This is a genomic window from Arachidicoccus rhizosphaerae, from assembly GCF_900107765.1.
Taxonomy (GTDB): domain Bacteria; phylum Bacteroidota; class Bacteroidia; order Chitinophagales; family Chitinophagaceae; genus Arachidicoccus; species Arachidicoccus rhizosphaerae.
Map to the genome: position 1 here is coordinate 1 of NZ_FNQY01000030.1, position 20,644 is coordinate 20,644.

The 20,644-nt window shown below is 44.4% G+C and carries 21 protein-coding genes; 9 read left to right on the plus strand and 12 right to left on the minus strand.

Annotation, left to right across the window (positions count from 1 at the left end; all coding sequences use genetic code 11):
- Both BLU80_RS19595 and BLU80_RS17140 read left to right on the plus strand, forming a co-directional pair.
- On the plus strand, nt 1-632 hold a 632-nt coding region (locus BLU80_RS19595; protein WP_170831276.1), incomplete at its 5' end, for a hypothetical protein.
- A gap of 1 nt (nt 633) precedes the next feature.
- On the plus strand, nt 634-1,101 hold the full coding sequence (locus BLU80_RS17140; protein ID WP_091400917.1) for a hypothetical protein: 468 nt from the start codon (nt 634-636) through the stop codon (nt 1,099-1,101).
- A gap of 69 nt (nt 1,102-1,170) precedes the next feature.
- Here BLU80_RS17140 and BLU80_RS17145 read toward each other — a convergent pair whose 3' ends face one another.
- Together BLU80_RS17145 and argH are read right to left on the minus strand one after the other, a co-directional pair.
- Nucleotides 1,171-2,052 (minus strand): TlpA family protein disulfide reductase, encoded by an 882-nt coding sequence (locus BLU80_RS17145; protein ID WP_091400918.1) that lies wholly within the window; start codon nt 2,050-2,052, stop codon nt 1,171-1,173.
- A gap of 59 nt (nt 2,053-2,111) precedes the next feature.
- Nucleotides 2,112-3,443 carry an argininosuccinate lyase gene (gene argH / locus BLU80_RS17150; protein WP_091400920.1) on the minus strand — a complete coding sequence of 444 codons (1,332 nt, stop codon included), beginning with the start codon at nt 3,441-3,443 and terminating at the stop codon, nt 2,112-2,114.
- Nucleotides 3,444-3,573: 130 nt separating this feature from the next.
- Between argH and BLU80_RS17155 the strand changes: the two genes are divergently transcribed.
- A complete protein-coding gene (locus BLU80_RS17155) occupies nt 3,574-4,092 on the plus strand; it encodes a gluconokinase (protein WP_091400922.1) in 519 nt (172 codons plus the stop codon).
- Between the two features lie 59 nt (nt 4,093-4,151).
- Here the strand turns inward: BLU80_RS17155 and BLU80_RS17160 are convergent, their stop codons facing one another.
- Entirely contained in the window at nt 4,152-4,835 is a 684-nt protein-coding gene (locus BLU80_RS17160; protein WP_091400923.1) for a TMEM175 family protein, read from the minus strand.
- 203 nt (nt 4,836-5,038) lie between these two features.
- Between BLU80_RS17160 and BLU80_RS17165 the strand changes: the two genes are divergently transcribed.
- The 3 genes from BLU80_RS17165 (at nt 5,039) to BLU80_RS17175 (ending at nt 6,412) form a co-directional block, all read left to right on the plus strand.
- Entirely contained in the window at nt 5,039-5,302 is a 264-nt protein-coding gene (locus BLU80_RS17165; RefSeq protein WP_139188192.1) for a hypothetical protein, read from the plus strand.
- 361 nt (nt 5,303-5,663) lie between these two features.
- Nucleotides 5,664-6,182: a DUF2975 domain-containing protein gene (locus BLU80_RS17170; RefSeq protein WP_091400926.1), complete on the plus strand. Its 519-nt coding sequence runs from the start codon at nt 5,664-5,666 to the stop codon at nt 6,180-6,182.
- Nucleotides 6,183-6,214: 32 nt separating this feature from the next.
- Nucleotides 6,215-6,412: a helix-turn-helix domain-containing protein gene (locus BLU80_RS17175; RefSeq protein WP_244518994.1), complete on the plus strand. Its 198-nt coding sequence runs from the start codon at nt 6,215-6,217 to the stop codon at nt 6,410-6,412.
- A gap of 108 nt (nt 6,413-6,520) precedes the next feature.
- Here the strand turns inward: BLU80_RS17175 and BLU80_RS17180 are convergent, their stop codons facing one another.
- The 8 genes from BLU80_RS17180 to BLU80_RS17220 form a co-directional block, all read right to left on the minus strand.
- Nucleotides 6,521-7,636 (minus strand): M20 family metallo-hydrolase, encoded by a 1,116-nt coding sequence (locus BLU80_RS17180; protein ID WP_091400930.1) that lies wholly within the window; start codon nt 7,634-7,636, stop codon nt 6,521-6,523.
- 93 nt (nt 7,637-7,729) lie between these two features.
- Nucleotides 7,730-8,521 carry an acetylglutamate kinase gene (argB, locus tag BLU80_RS17185; RefSeq protein ID WP_091400981.1) on the minus strand — a complete coding sequence of 264 codons (792 nt, stop codon included), beginning with the start codon at nt 8,519-8,521 and terminating at the stop codon, nt 7,730-7,732.
- Between the two features lie 121 nt (nt 8,522-8,642).
- A complete protein-coding gene (locus BLU80_RS17190; RefSeq protein WP_091400931.1) occupies nt 8,643-9,671 on the minus strand; it encodes a Rossmann-fold NAD(P)-binding domain-containing protein in 1,029 nt (342 codons plus the stop codon).
- A gap of 170 nt (nt 9,672-9,841) precedes the next feature.
- Nucleotides 9,842-10,993 (minus strand): aspartate aminotransferase family protein, encoded by a 1,152-nt coding sequence (locus tag BLU80_RS17195; protein WP_091400933.1) that lies wholly within the window; start codon nt 10,991-10,993, stop codon nt 9,842-9,844.
- 59 nt (nt 10,994-11,052) lie between these two features.
- Nucleotides 11,053-12,051: an N-acetyl-gamma-glutamyl-phosphate reductase gene (gene argC, locus BLU80_RS17200; RefSeq protein WP_091400934.1), complete on the minus strand. Its 999-nt coding sequence runs from the start codon at nt 12,049-12,051 to the stop codon at nt 11,053-11,055.
- A 92-nt stretch (nt 12,052-12,143) separates the two neighbouring features.
- Entirely contained in the window at nt 12,144-13,349 is a 1,206-nt protein-coding gene (locus BLU80_RS17205) for an argininosuccinate synthase (RefSeq protein WP_091400936.1), read from the minus strand.
- Nucleotides 13,350-13,442: 93 nt separating this feature from the next.
- Nucleotides 13,443-14,189, minus strand: a complete 747-nt coding sequence (locus tag BLU80_RS17210; RefSeq protein WP_244518995.1) for a GNAT family N-acetyltransferase — start codon at nt 14,187-14,189, stop codon at nt 13,443-13,445.
- Between the two features lie 409 nt (nt 14,190-14,598).
- Nucleotides 14,599-15,009, minus strand: a complete 411-nt coding sequence (locus tag BLU80_RS17220; protein WP_091400940.1) for a hypothetical protein — start codon at nt 15,007-15,009, stop codon at nt 14,599-14,601.
- Between the two features lie 141 nt (nt 15,010-15,150).
- Between BLU80_RS17220 and queG the strand changes: the two genes are divergently transcribed.
- Nucleotides 15,151-16,086 carry a tRNA epoxyqueuosine(34) reductase QueG gene (gene queG, locus BLU80_RS17225; RefSeq protein WP_091400942.1) on the plus strand — a complete coding sequence of 312 codons (936 nt, stop codon included), beginning with the start codon at nt 15,151-15,153 and terminating at the stop codon, nt 16,084-16,086.
- A gap of 109 nt (nt 16,087-16,195) precedes the next feature.
- The gene (locus BLU80_RS17230; RefSeq protein WP_091400944.1) at nt 16,196-17,350 is read left to right on the plus strand and encodes an acyltransferase family protein; all 1,155 of its coding nucleotides are present in this window, start codon (nt 16,196-16,198) and stop codon (nt 17,348-17,350) included.
- 145 nt (nt 17,351-17,495) lie between these two features.
- On the opposite strand, the gene BLU80_RS17235 is transcribed toward BLU80_RS17230, so the two are convergent.
- The gene (locus tag BLU80_RS17235) at nt 17,496-19,625 is read right to left on the minus strand and encodes a glycoside hydrolase family 30 protein (protein WP_091400945.1); all 2,130 of its coding nucleotides are present in this window, start codon (nt 19,623-19,625) and stop codon (nt 17,496-17,498) included.
- A gap of 456 nt (nt 19,626-20,081) precedes the next feature.
- On the opposite strand from BLU80_RS17235, the gene BLU80_RS17245 reads away from it, so the two are divergent.
- Complete coding sequence (locus tag BLU80_RS17245; protein WP_091400948.1) at nt 20,082-20,510, plus strand: CBS domain-containing protein; 429 nt, start codon at nt 20,082-20,084, stop codon at nt 20,508-20,510.
- Nucleotides 20,511-20,644 lie beyond the last annotated feature (134 nt).

The window sequence follows — 20,644 nt, forward strand, 5'->3', positions numbered from 1 at the left end:
TGGTTGCCGGTATGGTAGCCGGGCTATTTATAGCAACCACACAAGGTTTTATGCCAATATGGATGGTGATAGTCAATATTGTGGGCTCGATAGGTTTGGGCTGGTTATTCGTGTACATCTTTGTACGCTACCAAACAGCCAAATATAACAGCGCCCTCCATCAAAGTAAAGAACCGGGGCACACCGTCACCGCCCACATTGACGATATGCAGTTCGCAGGCCTGAGACTAATGGAGCCCCATCAGCTGATGACTTTTCAGCTGACCGTATATCCTTCCCCGGGTGATATCTACCAGACAACGATCCGCCAATATATGACGCAGGAAGCCTTAAATAATTTGCAGGATATCCAATATATCAGCTTCCAGGAAGACCCGCTAAGTCCGGGCATGGGCACCATCTTAGCAAAGACACCGGAAAATAAAACCAGGCAACTTAATATAAATGCCGAGGACAGTGATAGCGAAAAAGAGCCCGTTAAAGCTGTAAATTATCCCCATCAGATATACAACAAGGAAGGCAAAGGTGCTTTGCTGACATTATTAGGTCAATCACAAAATAAGATTTCAAGAATCTTAAATACTTTTTTTGATCCTGGTCCTATTTTTCACCGGTTTTCTGGTACCTTTTAAGATGTCAGGTAATCTGGATTGGCTGAGGATCAAATTAAAATATTATCCTCAGAAATTCACCTTTCACTATAAAGGCAATTTTAACGAAGACGCCTTTAACATGGCTTACGACAAAGCCGTCGGCTTTATTGGCGACCAGAAAATTGAATCCCTGCTATTCTATAAGGATTTAATCAGCGTCAACTATGAGCCTGCAGATCATAAGGGCTATACGCAGCTGGTTAACATAAAAGGCAATACCGTAGAGAAAATATTCTCCCCCTCCGTTATCCGGGAACCGGAACGCTTATTTAACATCGATGCCGTTAGTCTGGACCGGTTTAAAAAGGCGATAGCCGCCATCCAGCAAACCAATGAGCTCCACAAGGTGATGTATTTCGGTGTCCGTAGTGACATATGGCCGAGACAGCCTCAGGCAGCGATCGATTTAAATGTCGTATTTGAAGATGGCAGAAAATCACTTCATTAATAAGCCAGGGAATTAAATTACCACTTGTAATTAGCAGGAACGGTTCTTCACTTTTCCCCCGGAAAATCATTAGCCGCCGTTTGAGATACCGGCCAATTTTTCCATTTCCCTTCGGATGGAAGCGTAGCTTCCTATCCGGACTATTTTTCCTGATTTATCCACCAGAATCTTTGTCGGAAACTCCTGAATATCCAGTTTCTGTTCAATATAATCCTTAGCATCCGCCACGATGTCAAAAGCAAAACCCTGCTTTTGGAGAAAGTTTTCAATGGCAGTTTTACTATCCAGACAAAGACTTAAGAAGAGTACATCCTTTCTGTCCTTATTTTGATATACCCATTTATTCAGTTCAGGCATTTCCCTCACGCAGGCACCGCAACGGACAAACCAGGTATCAATCACCAAAATACGTCCCTTACAATTTTCGTTAGTATAGCGTTTACCGTCAATGGCCGTCATGTTAAAACCGGGCAAAGGCTGCCCTTCCATTTTATAATCATGCAGGGCCTTCGCAGTTAATTGTTCAATCAGACTTTTAATGACCGGATCTGAAGAGGAAGGCAAAGAAAGGAGTTGATATGTGTAAATATCCTGATTGACATCTTTACGATCCGGCCTTTCAATCCGGGTGATGGCCGCCATGTATCTGCCGGTATGTAATTGCTTTAAAAATGCAAGCTTAGAAAGGGTATCCCCTTTTGTATCCAGGGGCAAAAAATCTCTTGTCAGATCGATACTGTCATACCAATAGTTCCAAAATGACTTAAAATCCGCCGTTAAACCGTGAACATCCGGCCGCAGTTGGAAAACCTTTACCGTATCCGGCTGTTTAGTTGTAGCCTCCCGAGGCGCTCCATGCTGACTTTGACAACCCGGTAACAGCCATCCTAGAACCAGCAAGCTGGTACAAAATAAAGCGTGATAAATCCTGCCTTTAGGTTCAACCAGCATCCCTGTACATTTAAAGGTTTAACGATAAAAACAAGCAATAAGCTAACCGGTCCTCTGCCTTACTTCAACAGTGCTTCTATCGCCTTATGATAAGTCGCAAAATCAAAGCTGTCCAGTGCTTTCTCCATATTGGATTTAATTTGCCCGGTGCACAGATTACCGATGCTTCCCTCATGGGTGTGGTGCACCTCGGTGGAATATTCAAACTTACCGGCTTCGATTTCCAGGCCGACCTTTTTATAGGCATCCCTGAAAGGCATACCTGCCAGTACCAGTTTATTGACCTCCTCCACACTGAAGATATATTTATACTTAGGATCTTCAACGATGCCTTTATTAACCTCCATATGGCTGATCATAAGACCCGTCATCTCAATACAGTTATGCAGGGTTTGAAAAGCCGGGAACAGATGTTCTTTTAAAAGCTGCAACTCTCTGTGATAACCGGAAGGTAAATTGGTGGTCATCATCATAATTTCATTAGGAAGCGCCTTGATCCTGTTGCTATATCCTCTGATCAGTTCGAAGACGTCCGGATTCTTTTTATGCGGCATAATACTGCTGCCGGTAGTCAGTTCCGGTGGGAAAGAAATAAAGGAGAAGTTCTGAGAGAGGTATAAACAGCAGTCCATGGCCAGCCTGCTCAGTGTTTCTGCAATCCCCGCCATCGCCATAGCGGTCACCCTTTCCGCCTTGCCTCTTCCCATCTGGGCATACACCACGTTATGGTTCAGATCCGCAAACCCCAGCAACTGCGTAGTCAGGGTCCGGTTAACGGGGAAGGAAGAGCCATATCCGGCAGCCGATCCTAACGGGTTTTTATTCACCACCTGATAGGCAGCCTGCAGGCTCAGCATATCATCTGCCAAGCCTTCCGCATAAGCACCCAGCCATAATCCAAAAGAGGAAGGCATGGCGATCTGCAGGTGGGTATAACCCGGCAATAAAATATCCTTATAAGCTTCACTTTTCTCTATCAGTAAATCAAATAAGGAGCGGACGTCCCGGGTAATTTTTTCAATTTCAGAACGTAAAAACAACTTCAGGTCTACCAGAACCTGATCGTTACGACTTCTGGCCGCATGGATCTTTTTCCCGGTATCTCCCAGTTTCCGGGTCAAAATAAATTCCACCTGAGAATGGATATCTTCCACATCATCCTGTATACGAAAGTCACCGGCCTCTATCTGCTTATAAATATCCTTTAAGGCAACCAGCAAATCCTCTTTTTCCCCTTCGGTCAGCAACCCGATGGTGGATAACATCGTGGCATGGGCCATATTTCCCAGTACATCAAAAGGTGCCAGTTGGGTATCAAATTCCCGGTCCTTGCCAACCGTAAATTGTTCAACTTCTTTGAGTGCCGTGGTACTTTTTGCCCAGAGTTTCATGGATATTGCTTTTATTTAATATTTCAACTGATAATGGCAGACTGATCCATTAAACCAGTGCCGATTTCATCTGCAAAGAAACAGTATTTAGGGCGGATTATGATATCTTTGGAAGACAAATACTAGAAAGATGCAGGGAAAATGTATAATCGTAATGGGGGTTTCAGGTTGTGGCAAGTCCACTATAGCAAAGGCCATTGAGAAAAAAACCGGTGCGATATTTCTGGAAGGCGACGATTTTCACTCCCCTGAAAATATTGCCAAAATGCATAACGGTCACCCCTTAACGGATCAGGACCGGGCCGGTTGGCTGGCCGCCATCCATACCAAGGTAGGGGAACTCACCAGCGAAGGGAAAGAGGTGATTGTCAGTTGTTCGGCTTTGAAAGAAAACTACCGGAACACCTTAAGGAACCATATCTCCAAAATACAGTTTATCTATTTAAAAGGTTCTTTTTCCCTGATACACAAATGGATGGCGGCAAGAAAAGGCCATTTTATGCCGGCCGCCTTACTTAAAAGCCAGTTTGATACGCTTCAGGAACCTACAACTAAGGAAAAGGATGTCATTACCATATACCTGCAACCCAATCTTAAAAAAGAAATCTATGAGGTCTATGAAAGACTCCGGGCCAAAGGATTTATGTAACGATCTTATTTTCAATAAGTTGATTTCAGCCTATTTTTACTCCTATTCCTCCTTTCCACCTACTTGCCGGCTTTGCCTGCCCTGACTTCTTTTTTCTCTTTCGGATCATCTTTTATCAACCGGAAGTAAAACGGAATCAACATTAATAAATATCTGCCCCAGACTGCATCAAATATCCAGCAGGCCATAAAGGATATAAAAAATGTAAAAGGGAGCACCAAAGCCCTGAGTTTCGCATTACGTACAAATCTTTTTGGGAAGACCTGTTTGCAGACCGGGTTCCCCGGTTTGGTAATATAGACCCAGATCCAGAAATTAGCCAGCCCGCAAAGGATTATATTCAGACTATATATTAAAAACGGCCCGAGCAGATGTACATATTTCTCCGAGACATAGGCGCTATAAACCTGTGTGGAGAAAGGCATCAGAACAATAGCGGCCAGTAACACCAGATTTAAAAAGATCAGCTTTGGACTATAATCTGTTATATAACCAAATACAGCGTGATGTTTGGACCAGTACAGGCCTATGAGCGCAAAACTCATAAAAAAGCCGATAAATTCCGGTATCATCTCCGCCATTTTCTCACCAAAAGCGCTATCTGTTGCAGGAAGCCCCTCTAAGCTGGGTGGGTGGATTTCAATAATCAATAAGGTAATGGCGATCGCGAAGACTGCATCGCTAAATAAAATAAGCCTGTCTACCTGAAATCTTTTTCTTTCTTCTGTCAGCAAATCATGCATAAAAGCGTGTAATTATTTAAAAAATAAGGGTGTATTTCTTTAATTATTATCCTAAAATTAAGACCTCGGGGAGGATTTCCGGCAGATTTTTCACAGTTTTTATATCCAATATCCCGTTTTTTAGCTACTTTTAAATGGAAGTCAAGGCAAAATCTCCGGATTATTGTGGGAAACGCCCCACTAAAACCCCAAAATATTTACCTATGATGGAAGAAGCAAAAAATAACAAGGGCAAGCATAATCTTTTCGATTTAAAGCACCTGAATAAAAGCAAGGTCATCTGGCTAAGTGTTCTATGGGTACTGGCAGTTATCTGTTGCCTGATCTATATGAGCGACTTTTTCAGTCGTTCTGTCTTTACCAGAAAATCCTTTACACTCTGGGTTATCCTGTTAGCCTCTGGCTATACAATGATTAAAATCCACAGAACTTATAACCGCCAGAAAAGAGGAGAAGAAATCTCCTGATTGCTTTTCTTTTACCCGGATGTTCACACTCGGCAGGCCCCAGGTCGCATTTCCCTTTGACATAAGCATGGGGCAATTATAGCCCTTTGCGCGGGCTTATCAATTTGCACCCGCGCAGCCTCAGTTAACAGTTAGAACCTTCTCATTTTATGTTTTACGGCGGCCTTATTCTGGCTCCTATTTGTCTAAGCGTCATATTCTCAAGGTTGAATTGCCCTAATAGTCCTTTTTTACATTCCTCCTGCGCTTTACTAAAGCATCTCATTGAATGAATTTTTACATTTTAATAAAACGGTAAATATTTATTGTTTTTCAATAAATATTTATTATTTTTACAACCATAAATTAAAACCTAATTGTTATGACAAAACGAGATAATCTAATCTTAACCGGAGCAAAAGTTATTACATGGCTTATTTTTATCGGTTTATGCATCCAGGCAGGTGTACTGTTATTTAATTACCCATCTATTTCGGCTGCCTTTAACCAAAAAACGGCAGTCACCGGCCCTGACAACCACAACAGGTGGATTTTCCCTTCTATGTTCAGTCTCGCTGTTTTCATTACCTTTTTAAAAGCTTACCTGTTTTATTTAGTCATCAGACTTATGCAAACTCTGGACATATCCAACCCTTTTCAGCTTCCTGTGGCAATGCAGATCAGTAAAATCAGTAAGACCACGTTTTCCATCGGCCTTATCAGCTATATTGCCTTTCAATCAGCCCGGAATATGGACCATCATGGTCTGATCACCGGTAGTCTTAACACATTTTGGGGTGACAGCCAGGCGTATATCTTAATGTCCGCAATTATTTATATTATTGCCCTTATTTTCAAAAGAGGAATTGAAATGCAGGCAGAAAACGATTTAACCATATAATATCCATGCCCATAATAATCAATCTCGACGTCATGATGGCAAAGCGTAAAATGTCTCTAAATGAACTTTCTGAAAAGGTCGGACTGACGCTTTCCAATTTATCTATTTTGAAGACCGGAAAAGCAAAAGCCATCCGGTTAAGTACCCTGGAATCTATCTGCCAGGCCTTAAATTGTCAGCCGGGTGATATTTTAGAATATGTGGATAACGGGCTGGATAATCCATTGTAAGCACAACAGCTTAAAATAAAAGGCAACTTAATCAACACCTAAGTGTTTTAATTAAGTTGCCTTTTATTTGTTACCTATTTTAGTCGTTGTTAACGCCGGTCCAATCTCCTATCCCGCAAACTGTGTCGTTTCCAGCATCTGGATATAGCGCTGAATACCGTTTTTGATTTCTTCCAGATAGATGTATTCATCGGCAGTATGCGATCTCGCACTATCGCCGGGTCCGCATTTAAGTGCCGGGAATGGCATAAGCGCCTTATCGGAGCAGGTTGGAGAACCGTAAGGCTTACCTCCTAATTTAATGCCAGCAGCGACAAGCGGATGTTCTACTTCGATACGGGTAGAACGAAGCCGGATGCTGCGTTCCTTAAAATCACTTTTAATGTTTTGTCGTATAATTTCCAGCACCTGTTCATGCGTATAACAATCCGGGATACGGATATCCACTACAAAGCTACACTCTGCAGGTACAACGTTATGTGCTTTATTTTCTGTTTCAATAACCGTTACCGTCTGATGCACTTCTCCCAACCACTCGGAATCCTCGGGATATTTAAAATGCTCGAACCACTCGATATCTTTAAGAGCGATATACAGCGCATTGACGCCTTCGTTGCGGGCAGCATGCCCGGCCTTTCCCTGAGCCTTGGCATCCAGCACCATCAGTCCCTTTTCGGCAATGGCCAGATCCATCTTAGTGGGCTCCCCTACAATGGCAGTGAACCGATCCTGCTGATTTTTAAAATCAGGATGATGCAGGCTGCCCAGAAATTCATAATGTTTCAGTAAGGCTTCGATACCATCCTTACCGGTGATTTCTTCCTCAGCCGTTGCCGCAATAACCAGATTAAAAGGAAGGTTCTCCTTATCATAAAAATGAACAAAAGTGGCGATTAGTGACACCAGGCAACCGCCGGCATCATTAGAGCCAAGACCATATAATTTGCCCGCTTCAACTTCCGGAACAAATGGGGAACGGGTATATTTCGGGTTGGGTTTTACGGTATCGTGATGAGAGTTCAGGACAATGGTTGGCTTTAAGGGGTCAAAATATTTATTGGTGGCCCACACATTATTCAGATATTGCCTGGCAGCAATATCTTTATTATGTAAAAAAGTCCGGATAATAACCGCCGTCTTTTCCTCCTGTCTGGAGTAAGAAGGCGTTGCTATCAGTTGCTTGAGTAAACTGACAGCATCTTCATAAAGAAAATCTAAGTCCATGCGTTTTTGTTTTCCAGGTATATCTAATCCCTGAATTGCAAGATACCCGTCTCACAATCAGCAAATTATAATATATCTGCGTTTTATTTTTGTTTAATAAATGATGAGCGTGCCTGTTGTATCTTTCGTTGTGTTGGCTAAGAGATCACTACTGTCTCCGATCAAAACTTCCCTGACGCCGCTATTGATGGCATCAAAAGCATTATCAATTTTCGGAATAATCCCTTCAAATAATTTTTTTTCTGTCAGTAGCTGCTGATAGAGCGCATGGTCAATTCTGCCGATGACTGAGTGGTCATCTTCGACATCCATCAGCACGCCTTTTTTCTCAAAACAATAAATGAGCCTTACGTCAAAAGCACCGGAAAGCGATACGGCTAACTGGGAAGCAATGGTATCAGCATTGGTATTTAATATATGTCCCTGATTATCGTGTGTTAAAGCAGCAAATACAGGAGTAATATCCTGACTGAATAAAGAAACTAAAAACGAAGTATTGATGCTGTGCCGGGGGATGTCTCCGACCCAGCCAAAATCAATTTCCTTGACCGGTCTTTTGACAGCACGAATCACATTGGCATCAGCACCTGTCAGACCAATACTGTTGTTTCCAAGCGCCTGCAGGCTGGCTACAATCTTTTTATTGACCAGGCCGCCGTAAACCATAGTTACCAGATCAATGGTTTTGTCGTCGGTAATACGTCGTCCCTGGTGATAATTAGGTTCTATTCCTAATCCCGTTCCGATTTTGGTAGCAATCTTGCCGCCCCCGTGTACCAGAATCTTTTTACCTTTTACGGAGGCAAAACTTCTTAAAAATCCCTCTAGTTTCTGGGGGTCATCAATTACATTCCCACCAATCTTAATTACAAATAATTGTTCCATAAATTTATTCAAAAGTAAATGTCGGTTGGACCCGTCACCCATCATTTACCTTTGAAGTTCTTCAGCCTCCGTCAGGCCGGCTTTTGGCGGCCTGACGGGACTCAATTCCGGAACAATGCACCTAGCGTCGCAATAGTTCGCTGATAACCGCCTGAGCTGCCCAGACCCGGTTACCCGCTTCCTGTGTTACGATGCTATGGGTACTGTCCAGTACCTCATCGCTGAGTTCAACATTACGTCGAACAGGTAAACAATGCATGACTCTTGCCTGACGGGTCAGCTGTAATTTTTCCAGCGACAACATCCAGGACGGGTCATTTTCAAAAATCTTTCCGTAATCATTATAAGTGCTCCAGTTCTTGACATAGACAAAATCCGCATCTTTCAGCGCTTTGTCCTGATCGTATTCTATGGTGGCACTACTAGTAAACTCGCCGGCCAGTTCGTAATGCTCGGGGTGTGTAATCACAAATTCACTCTTCCCCTGCCAGGCACACATCCACTGCGAAAAGCTATTGGCCACACACTGTGGCAATGGTTTTACATGGGGCGCCCAGGTCAGCACTACCTTAGGCTTGCGGCCTTTAAAATCCGCTGAGCGCTGCTGAACCTGCTCCGTGATGGTAATCACATCGGTCAAAGATTGCAGCGGGTGCAGTGTCGCACTCTCCAGACTGATTACCGGTCTGCCGCAATATTTGATAAATTCACTGATATAGAGCTCACTATAATCATCCGCTCTGTTGACCAGAGACGGGAACGTCCGTATACACAAAATGTCAAAATAGCTTCCCAGAATAGGCGCCGCATCCTTCACATGTTCAGAAGTATTACCACTCATGATAGCACCTTCTTCAAATTCCAACTGCCATCCTTCCTTATCTACATTAAACACGATGGCTTCCATGCCCAGATTTCTGGCCGCGATCTGCGTACTCAGACGTGTCCTCAGGCTGGGATTTAAAAACAGCAGGCCGATGCGCTTTCTGGCACCCAGCTGACTGTCTTTATAAGGATCTGCTTTATATTCAAGCGCCTTTTTTACGAGTGCATCAATATCTGATACATCCGTTGCTGTCGTAAACTTACCGGTTAATAGAGAGCCGGTTTCTTTTAATTTGACAGACCCCGCGGGAATTGATTCTTCCATTTTTCGAACTAATTAAAACGATTAATTATTGACCAAATTACAAAAAACAAAAAACAAAAAAAACGATATAACTGCTTTAGAGGCCAGAGGCATATTTTGTCCAAGACATGCCAGTAGACCGGTAAAGATACTTAATTGTTGGTGTGATAACGCATATTGCCTTTACAAAACTAAGCCTGCACGCCGCTTAACGCTTCTACTGATTCTACCAGCAGCCCCAGGAATTGTTCCAGTTCAGGCTTACTGATGGCCAAAGAAGGCAACAGCCTTACAACATTTGGTTTGGCAGTTCCTGTAAATACCTTTTTATCAAATAATAGATGCTTGCGTAAATCCTTTAATGAATCATCGGTATCAAAACCAATCATCAGGCCCTTACCCCGGATATTTCTCAGACCCGGCACTGCGTCCAGCGCTTCCATCAAGAACTGACCATGATCTGCTGCCTGCTGGATTAAATGATCTGATTCCATGACTTCCAGAACGGCCAGTGCTGCAGCACAGGCCAGGTGATTGCCTCCGAATGTAGTACCCAGCATGCCGAAAGAGGCCTTGATTTGCGGGGCGATCAGAATACCGCCAATAGGAAACCCATTACCCATGCCTTTAGCCATAGAGTAAATATCCGCATTCACACCGCTATGATCATGAGAGAAGAATTTACCGCTTCTGCCATAACCGCACTGCACGCTGTCGGCAATGAAAACGGCGCCGCTTTTATCGCACAGGCTGCGGATCAGCTGCAAAAAGCTGTCCGTGGCAACTCTTATTCCACCTACTCCCTGAATACCTTCAATGATAACACCTGCCACCTGATCACCGTTTTTAGCAAAATAGTCACTTAACGCCGCTTCATCATTAAATGGCAGAAAGTCAATATTATCCGTTTCATTCACAGGCGCCACGATGGCCGGATTGTCTGTAGCAGCGACCGCCAGCGAGGTTCTGCCGTGAAAACTGCCTTTAAAGGCAACGATCTTCTTTCTGCCCGTATGAAAAGAGGCCAGTTTTAAAGCATTTTCATTGGCTTCCGCTCCACTGTTACATAAGAACAGCTGATAATCTTTTTTACCGCTAACCTGGCAGAGTTTTTCCGCCAGCTGTTCCTGTAAAGGAATATGTACGGAGTTGGAATAAAAAGCGATCTGATGGAGCTGATCTTCAATACGCTTCACCCAATGCGGGTGCGTATGACCAATGGAGATGACGGCATGACCGCCATACATATCTAAATAAGATTGTCCTTTGTCATCCCAGACCGTGGAACCCAGGGCTCTGGTGATGGCAATATCATAAAGTGGATATACGGGAAACAGAGACATAATTTTTGTAGTTTAACCGCTTTGCAGCTTACAATCATTTAAAAGCTGACCAAGCGAGATTAGAAATAATTGGCTTTCAGGTTCAGACCAGTTGTTTCTTCCAGCCCGAACATCAAATTCATATTTTGAACGGCCTGTCCGGAAGCGCCCTTTAACAGATTATCGGTAGCCGAATGTACCACCAGTTTTGAGCCGACCTTTTCCAGATAGATCACACAAAGATTGGTATTGACCACCTGTTTTAAGAAAATCGGCTGTTCACTGACAAAGGTGAAACGGGCCTCTTTATAAAAATCCTGATACAGTGCGTTTAATTCAGCGAGATCCTTATCACAGGTAATCGTGGAGCTGACATATATTCCCCTGGGGAAGTCCCCTCGCCATGGAACAAAATTGATGATTTCTTTATTTTCCGCCCATGTCGGCAGTAAGGGCTGCAACTGATGCAGCGACTGCTGGATCTCATCCAGATGCTGATGGGTCAGGGTTTTATAAGCCTGGATATTATTAGCCCGCCAGCTAAAATGAGAAGTAGCAGAAAGTCCTTGTCCGGCTCCGGTGGATCCAGTTATACCAGTAGTATAAACTTCACTTAAAAGACCCGCAGCGGCCAGCGGTAATAACCCTAGCTGGATACAGGTAGCAAAACAACCCGGATTGGCCACATCTTTAGCCGTTTTAATGGCTTCCCGGTTGATTTCCGGTAACCCGTAAACAAAATCTCTTCCTTTAAACGCTTTATCTTTTACCAGCCTGAAGTCATTGGCCAGATCTATAATACGGATCCTTGCATCTATTTCATTTTCTGCCAGGAACTTTTTAGAATTGCCATGCCCCAGACAAAGAAACAGAACGTCTACGTCACTGGAAAGTTCTTTGGTAAAGATCAGTTCCGGATGGTTAATCAGATCCTGGTGCACCTGATAGACCGGATTGCCACCGTTACTGTTACTATGCATAAAAGTCAGTTCCACCTCAGGATGTGTGATTAATAATCGGATCAATTCGCCGCCTGTGTAACCGGCTGCGCCGATAATACCAACTCTTATTTTAGCCATAATAACCTCTCTTTTATTTATATTCTGTCAATAATTAATGCGGTACCTACTAGTTTGTCCCGCCAAATATGCTGAAATTCCAAAGTCTCTTTCTAACTTTCTTTTCCCTGCTGATCTTCTTTAATGGATTCATAAATAGCGACCTGGTTACCGAAGATCTTCGAGAATCCTCTCACGTCTTCACCGGTCCACCCGCTGTTCATTTCCCCATATTTACCAAATTTGGCGCTCATCAGATCAAAAGGGGATTCTATACCCAGTACCTGAAAACGGTAGGGATACAGCTGTAAAAAGACATCACCCGTTACGTGTTTTTGTGCACTGGTCATCATGGCTTCCATGTCCCGCATAACAGGATCCAGTATCTGGCCTTCATGCAGCCAGTTACCATAAAACGCGGCAATCTGATCTTTCCAGCTCAGCTGCCATTTGGTCAGCACATGTTTTTCCAGACTATGGTGGGCTTTAATGATGATGACCGGAGCGGCCGCTTCAAAACCCACGCGACCTTTGATTCCGATAATGGTATCCCCTACATGGATGTCGCGGCCGATACCAAAAGGTCCGGCTATTTGCTGCAGGTACTGAATGGCTTTGGTAGGATGATCAAACTTCTGGTCGTTGACGGCGCAAAGCTCTCCTTTGACAAAAGAAAGTTTCAAGGCTTCAGGTTCTGTCTTGGTCACCTGCGTAGGCCAGGCCTCATCGGGTAAAAAGCCATTGGAAGAAAGTGTTTCTTTTCCGCCGACGCTGGTACCCCAAAGTCCTTTATTAATGGAATAAGCTGCTTTTTCAAAATTCATGTCTACACCTTTTTCCTTCAGATAGGCAATCTCCTGTTCCCGGCTTAGTTTCAGATCCCGGATCGGTGTAATAATTTCAATACCCGGAGTAACCGTATTTAAGATCATATCAAAACGAACCTGATCATTACCGGCGCCTGTGCTTCCATGTGCCACGGCGTCAGCTCCCAGCTTCTTGGCGTGCTCTGCCATATGCAGCGCCTGCACCAGTCTTTCGGCGCTGACACTAAGCGGATAGGTATTATTTTTTAAGACATTGCCAAAGATCAGATACTTTACAATGCGGTCGTAATAATTTTCAATGGCATTGACGGCGGTATGGGTTTTCACGCCCAGCTTATAGGCATGCTCCTCAATTTTTTTAAGTTCCTCATCAGAGAAACCGCCCGTATTTACAATAATAGAATGGATATCATAACCTTTGTCCTGAAAATGCTTCACACAAAAGGTGGTGTCCAGTCCACCACTAAAACCCAGTACAATTGATTTTGCCATAATGCTTACTCGTTTACATTTTTGTTTGCCCTTTGCGAAATGCCCCTGAAAGAACCTTACTTTCATCTGCACTCCCGGAAGTGGTAATATAAATTATAATCCTAATTTTTCAAAAAAACCATTAAATGGTTTGTTATGTGGCTGCGAGGCCTGCATTTTTTTATTGTTATTATCCTTCTTACGAAAAGCCTGTAAAAACTTATGCTGTTTTAAACGCAGCAGCCTTTCATAGATTTTAGATTTTTCCTTAAAATGCTCCTGTGTTTCTTCGGGCTGATAATGATCCTTGGGATCAAAAAGCATCGCCGTACACATGCAATTCTTCCGGCCTTTGCTCATCAGAATGTCATAGTTCACACAGCTCTTGCATCCGGCCCAGAAAGCTTCGTCATCGGTCAGTTCGCTATAGGTAACCGGTTCATAACCCAGGTCTGAGTTAATCTTCATAACGGCTAACCCGGTGGTGAGACCAAAGATTTTGGCATCCGGATATTTTTTCCGGGACAGCGCAAAGGTATTCTCTTTGATTCTTTTGGCCACACCGCTTTTGCGGAAATTAGGAGAAACGATCAGACCGCTATTGGCGACAAACTGACCATGGCTCCACTCCTCAATATAACAGAAGCCGACCCATTGTCCGCCGGTGGTCAGGGCAATAATCGCCTTGCCTTCCAGCATTTTATTAGCCACGTACTCCGGGCTACGTTTGGCAATACCGGTTCCACGAACTTTGGCAGATGAAGCCATTTCATCTACGATTTCCTGCGCATAGTGCGTATCACCCTCACAGGCTACACGAACTACAATATCATTATTGTTGTTGTTGTTGTTATTATTCACGTTTGATAGATACACTAATGGTGTAACAATTAAACTCCACCGCCCTAACAGGCGAAGTTTGTGGGTTTCAAAGTAAGGCTCTATATAGGGATATAGAAATTAAAGCCTCGGTCGTCGGCTTACTGGGAAAAATGAGCGGGGTGCATTAACAATAGAAATCTTAGCACACATAAAGACGATATGCGTGTCCTTCAGATTGTAGTATTTGTGATAATTTTTCAACTTCTCTTAAAGATGAAATGTGAATCAAAATTGTTAATTTGCTTTTGCGCTGTAAAGGTACACTACATATATGGACTACAATCATTTTTGCCAAAAAATTTGTGGAATTTTGGCAATAAGGAGGATATTGAGGGTAAAAAGCCCGCACTACTAATGTTTGTTCGCAGCGCAGGTCTCCAAAAAAGTCTTATAAGTTTCCGCTGAAGGTGTATTTAAGATCCACCTTCCAGCCGTTATCTGTCTTAACCGCCTTCAATTTACGGGTAATCTTATCATAAGAGTTCTGATAGGTAATGATCTCCTCGCTGGGCGATACGACTTCGTCATTTTCTATGATCGTATTGGAGGACCGGTATTCCACCCGCTGATCACTACTATTATGATAATAAGCTTCTTTCAACGCAGCCAGCTGCTGATTATTGGTCGAATCAGCGGACAGATAATAAGCGGCCTGTTTAAAATCTCCTTTAAGACAACCACCTAAAAACTGCTGGGCGGCGACTAAAGCATTGTCCGCCGGTGTAAAATCCGAAGAAGAACCGCAGGAACTAAAAATGGCTATCACCAACCCCAGCGCAAAACAGACAATATTTTTCATCACCCTCGTGTATTTTTAATGCTATAAATAAAGAACCATGGCTATCCAAAGTGACTTTGCTAACTTTGCCCCTAGCCTGGAATGTGTCAAAAGTACCTACTTTGCAGGCATAATTATCTAAAAGAGCCTTAATTTTTACCGGTGGACCTGGAGACCAGAACCCATATTATTAAAACTATTGCCGCAGCACTCGGCTTTGAGCACTGCGGGATTGCCAAAGCCGCTCCGCTGGATCAGGATGCCCGCAGGCTGGAAGCCTGGCTCAACAAAGGCATGCATGGCAACATGCATTATATGGAAAATTATTTTGAACTCAGAACAGATCCCACGAAGCTGGTACCCGGTGCCAGATCCGTGATTACCCTGCTGAAAAACTATTATCCGTCCGAGACGCAGAAGCCTGACCGCCCTAAAATTTCAAAATATGCTTACGGGAATGACTACCATGAAATTATAAGAGCCCGGCTGCATGAATTTATCCACCAGCTCAGAGAAAAGATCGGAGATGTCCAGGGCCGGGGCTTTGTAGACAGCGCCCCGGTGCTGGAGCGTACCTGGGCCGGCAGAAGCGGCCTGGGCTGGGTAGGCAAAAACGGGATGCTGATTAATAAAGGCGCCGGGTCCTATCACTTTATCGCTTCTCTGATTATTGATTGGGAGCTGATCTATGATCAGCCGCTGGCCAAAGATTTCTGCGGCAGCTGTACGCGTTGCATTGACGCCTGCCCTACAGATGCGATACTGCCTGATAAAGTCATCCAGGGCAATAAGTGTATCAGCTATTTTACCATAGAACTCAAGGATTTACTTTTACCGGGTGATCTGAAATCTGATTTTCAGAACTGGGCCTTTGGCTGTGATATCTGCCAGGAGGTCTGCCCCTGGAACCGGTTCAGCACACCGCACAAGGATGCCGCTTTTACCCCTATTGCGGAGATTTTGGATTTTACCACCGAACAATGGCTGGATCTTACCGAAGACGCATTTAAAAAGATTTTCCGGCTATCGCCATTAAAGCGATCTAAATACCAGGGCATTATGCGCAACCTGAAGTTCATCTCCCAGGACGGCATTTAACCCGGGCTATCTCCCGCTTTGAATATTTTCCCAAGGGAGATACTTCTTAAGCTGGTAATTTAGCGTAACTTACCGCAAGTTTTTCATTTTATCATTAAAAACAGCACCGATGAAAAAAGAGCGGTATTACTCTTTGGATGTATTCCGTGGCATGACAGTAGCCCTGATGATTACCGTCAACAATCCAGGCTCCTGGTCTCATATTTACGCGCCGCTGGATCATGCCCAGTGGGCAGGATGTACCCCCACCGACCTGGTCTTTCCGTTTTTTCTTTTTGTGGTGGGCAACGCCATGGCTTTCGTCATTCCCAGATTACGCGATGAGGGTAATAAAGCCTTCCTGACAAAAGTGATACGCAGAAGCCTCCTCATCTTTGCGATCGGATTATTTCTGAACTGGTTCCCCTTTGTGCAGTGGGATGGGGATCATTTAGTGGCTAAATCCTGGGAGCATATCCGCATCTTTGGCGTCTTGCAACGCATTGCGGTAGCTTACCTGTTCGGATCCCTTATTGTTTATTATTGTACGCCCAAAAAGGCTATTATTATCAGCGTGCTGATACTGCTGGGCTATTGGTGGATATGTTATGCGCTGGGTGCCCCCGGCGATCCATATAGTTTACAGGGCTGGTTTGGTACCGGACAGGTGGATATACCTGTTTTAGGTACCAATCACATGTACCACGGGGAAGGCGTTCCCTTTGACCCGGAAGGTATCGCCAGCTCGGCAGCGCCTGTTGTGCAGGTAATAATAGGATATCTGACCGGGCGATATATTCAGCTGAAAGGCAAGAGCTATGAAATGGTCACCCATCTGTTTGTAGCCGGTGCCCTGCTGCTCTTTGTGGGAGCTTTCTGGGGACAGTTTTTTATCGTCAGCAAAAAAATCTGGACCAGCACCTTTGTACTGCTGACCTCAGGATGGGCGCTGACCATACTGGCTGTGGTTATTTATTTTATTGAACTTAAAAACAAACGGATCTGGCTGGATAAATTCTTTAATGTCTTTGGAAAAAATCCGCTGTTCATTTTTGTACTCAGTGGTTTATTGCCCCGTATTTTATGGCTTATCCGCATCCCGGCCGGTACAGAAAACGGGCAGCCGGTGTATACCAATCCGCTGGCCTGGTTTTACGACCATGTCTGTAAACCGGTATTCAGCAGCGAATACAACAGCAGCCTGCTGTATGCCATCTGCTTTATCATCTTTATGTGGATCATCGTTTATTTTATGGATAAAAAGAAAATCTACGTCAAGGTGTAAGACACTTTCTTAAGTAATACGCTGTCCTGAGAACCGGAAATCAACTACCTCCAACATCCATCCGCCCTTGTATACGTGTATACAAGGGCGGATGGTTTTATACAGAGAGTCCGGGCCCAGGCAGCAGGCAGCAGCCCGCCATACGCTACCGGTACATTTTACCCGTTACTCTTTCCGTGGAGGGGGCACCTGGTACCGTAGCTGCCCCTGTCAGTTGACCTTGTGCACTGACAGGGGCAATATACAGATTATCAAATTCAGCGACGGTTCTGTAAGAAGCGGACTCTCCGTTCTCAGCCTGGCCTGCGCCGGCCTTTTCCATAGGCATATCCAATGTCATAAGGCCTGCCATCCCGCTTTTATAAGTACTGTCTGATACACGCAACTGCATTTTACCGTCTAACAATCCTGTTATCTGCGCTCCTTCAAAAACCAGCGTTAACCGGTGCCACTGGTCAGCGCGGATATCTTTTACTGAGGCTGCCGCCAGTTCTCTGGGTGGGACTTTCTCATCCTGGCTGACAACATATAATGCCAGACGGCCGCTATCTGAGAGTGTCATATAATAGGCGTTGGGCTGCACGCCGAACCCGTAGCCCGTCGCGTTAACTTTACCCATAATGCCGGCAGCTCCTTTATGTTCAATATATACGTCCGCAGCGACCTGATAATCCTTCCAGGCAGGATCTCCGATAATGGTATACGGCTCCCATTCCGGCGCCCAGCATTGCGGTTTTTCAGGCAATACCTGTTTTAAGCATTTTCCGCTTCGGTCGCTGCGGGAACTTAGTTCAAATACGCCGGCAATATCTGCGGTATAGTTCGGTAGATAGCCATAGGATCTGGGGTCTTTATACCCTTCAAAATCATCCTGATAAGGGAAAGGAAAATGCCGGGAAGCAGCTACGTCCTTAAAGCCTCCTTTTTGTTGTCCCCGGGTAGTCGTCAACGAATAAATAGCGCCGGTATCCAGCGTGATAGAAAATCGTCCGCTTACAGGAGCGATATCAGTTAGCCGGACAAACTGAGCCTGATGATCGCTTTTCCAGACAGCCAGTGTCCCCGTTGACATCCCTTCTTTTAACGCAAAATTCAGTGTCTGTTTCCCGGTGGCACCCTTGGTTTCAATAATAATACTATAATCTCCGCCCTCCGGAGCTTTAAGCGTAACATAACTGCCTCCATTTTTTAAGGTATCACACGCTCCCCGGATATATTGCCAGCCCACTTTGGTGAACTGTCCGTAATGGGCATACCCCCAGAAAGCCTCCCGCAACTCGTAATGGCCGCTCCAGGGTTCTCTTGCAATCATCATGGGCGGTTGCGCGGCAAATGGTTCAATATCATAAGTAGAACCGACCAGGTACCAGTTCACGATTTTGGTGGCTCCGCTCACAATATAATTTTTATTAAAAGCATCCACTATCCCCAGGGCGCAGTCAAAACCGTCCAGATAGACATGTTCCTCAGAATTCCAGATGGGTTTATGAAGTTTTGCTGCCAGCTCTTTTACAGAATCCGGCGTCGGTATCTCGCTCATCGTATGAGCACTTAAAATAGCCACTGAACTGCGCAGTACACTGTCTTGCAACATGGCAAAAGCCCAGTCAAATTTGTCTTTCTGCCAGTTATCAAATGCGTGGATCCTGACCTGATTCAAACCGTTAGCGTCCAGCGTTTTTCGTAACATCTTAACGTAATCCAGATTCACCCCTCTTTCATTGCGGCATCCTATGGCGTCCAGTATCAACCCATGTTCGGATTTTAATCCCTGGATCCATTTAACCACATAATCACACATTTGCTGCGTCCAGAACTGATGATGACTAATCCAGCCGGGGGCACTCCATACATTGGCATCCAGCGTCAGATCCGGGTTACGTTTTTTGGCTTCTTTCATCAGCCACCATTCATATCCTCTGTAGTAATTCAAATCACCGCTGCTATGCATGTGGCTGGGTTCGGACCCCTGCGTGGAGTTGCCGTCACCCGGCACTTCCACCAGTAAAGCCGACACGGAGGCCCCGAACCGGGGCTTAAAAAGTAAATCCAGAATCTGCCGCCGTACAGCGGCCGGATAATCTTTCAACAGCAGGGAAGTGCCGCCGCCTCCGCTTACGGCGCCGATACCGTCAAAACGGTCCAGCTTCCCGTGTCCGTCAATTGCAATGGATTGCGCAAATACATCAAAAGAAAGAAATACACTGATAATCAAAAAAATAACAGCTTTTGCTGGCTTTAAAAAACAGTTGGCATAAAATGGCTGCTGCATCATGAGTGGTCGTTTGTTTTACGGTTTTTATAAATTGTTGAATGGGCTGCTCAGGACAAATACCTATCTTCAGAACAGGCTGCATCTTCTTTTTGTTGTTTCCCCTCCCCTTCAAAAAAAATCCTGTAACTCTTAACATCACAGGGATTACTAAATCACAAAGATCACTGCCCCTCAGCAATAACAGGGTTCCCGATTTCAAAAATAACCAAAAACTTTTAAGCCACCCTCTATTGAAGGCAAATTCAGGCAGCACTTCTGAAAATCAGGTAAAAGTTCTGTAAATCTGTTTAAATTATCCGCATCAAGCGGAAAAAGCAGAAAAAATCCCGGAAAAATAACCCGAAGATTTCCGGTTTTTAGGCAAAAAAACCTAAATTTAGCTTAGAATCTCAAATCAAAGAAATCAGATATGTAACCCTACTTCCCACCCTTTTAAACCTGTAAAATTGAAATCGTATGAAAACAGTCCAATTTATTCTGAACCAGAAGCCGGATGTACTCTATTCAGTGACCAGCGACAGCTCCGTCTATCATGCCCTGGAGTTAATGATGGACAAAAATATCAGCGCGCTGCTGGTCATGCGTGAGGACAGCCTGGAAGGTATATTCACAGAAAGAGATTATGCCAGAAAAGTGATTTTACAGGGAAAAGCCTCTAAGACCACTTCCATGCAGGAAGTAATGACCAGTCAAGTAATTACCGTCAGCCCCTCAGAGCCTGTAGAAAAATGTATGGCTATCATGACCGACAGGCATATCCGGCACCTGCCGGTAGAAGAAAACGGTAAAATTGTGGGATTTATTTCCATTGGTGATCTGGTGCGCCATGTTATTGAGGACCAAAAATCAACCATTGAACACCTGCAAAGCTATATCAGCAGTTAAACGCACGTTAACACCGTTCAAAAGACTGCTAGTACGTCAGGTTACTTGAAAGGATGGCTGACAAAACTTGTAGTTTACCTGTAGAAAGGGCCTGTCTTGCCAGGTGGAAAAAGCGTCCGGAGCACGCTGACTTT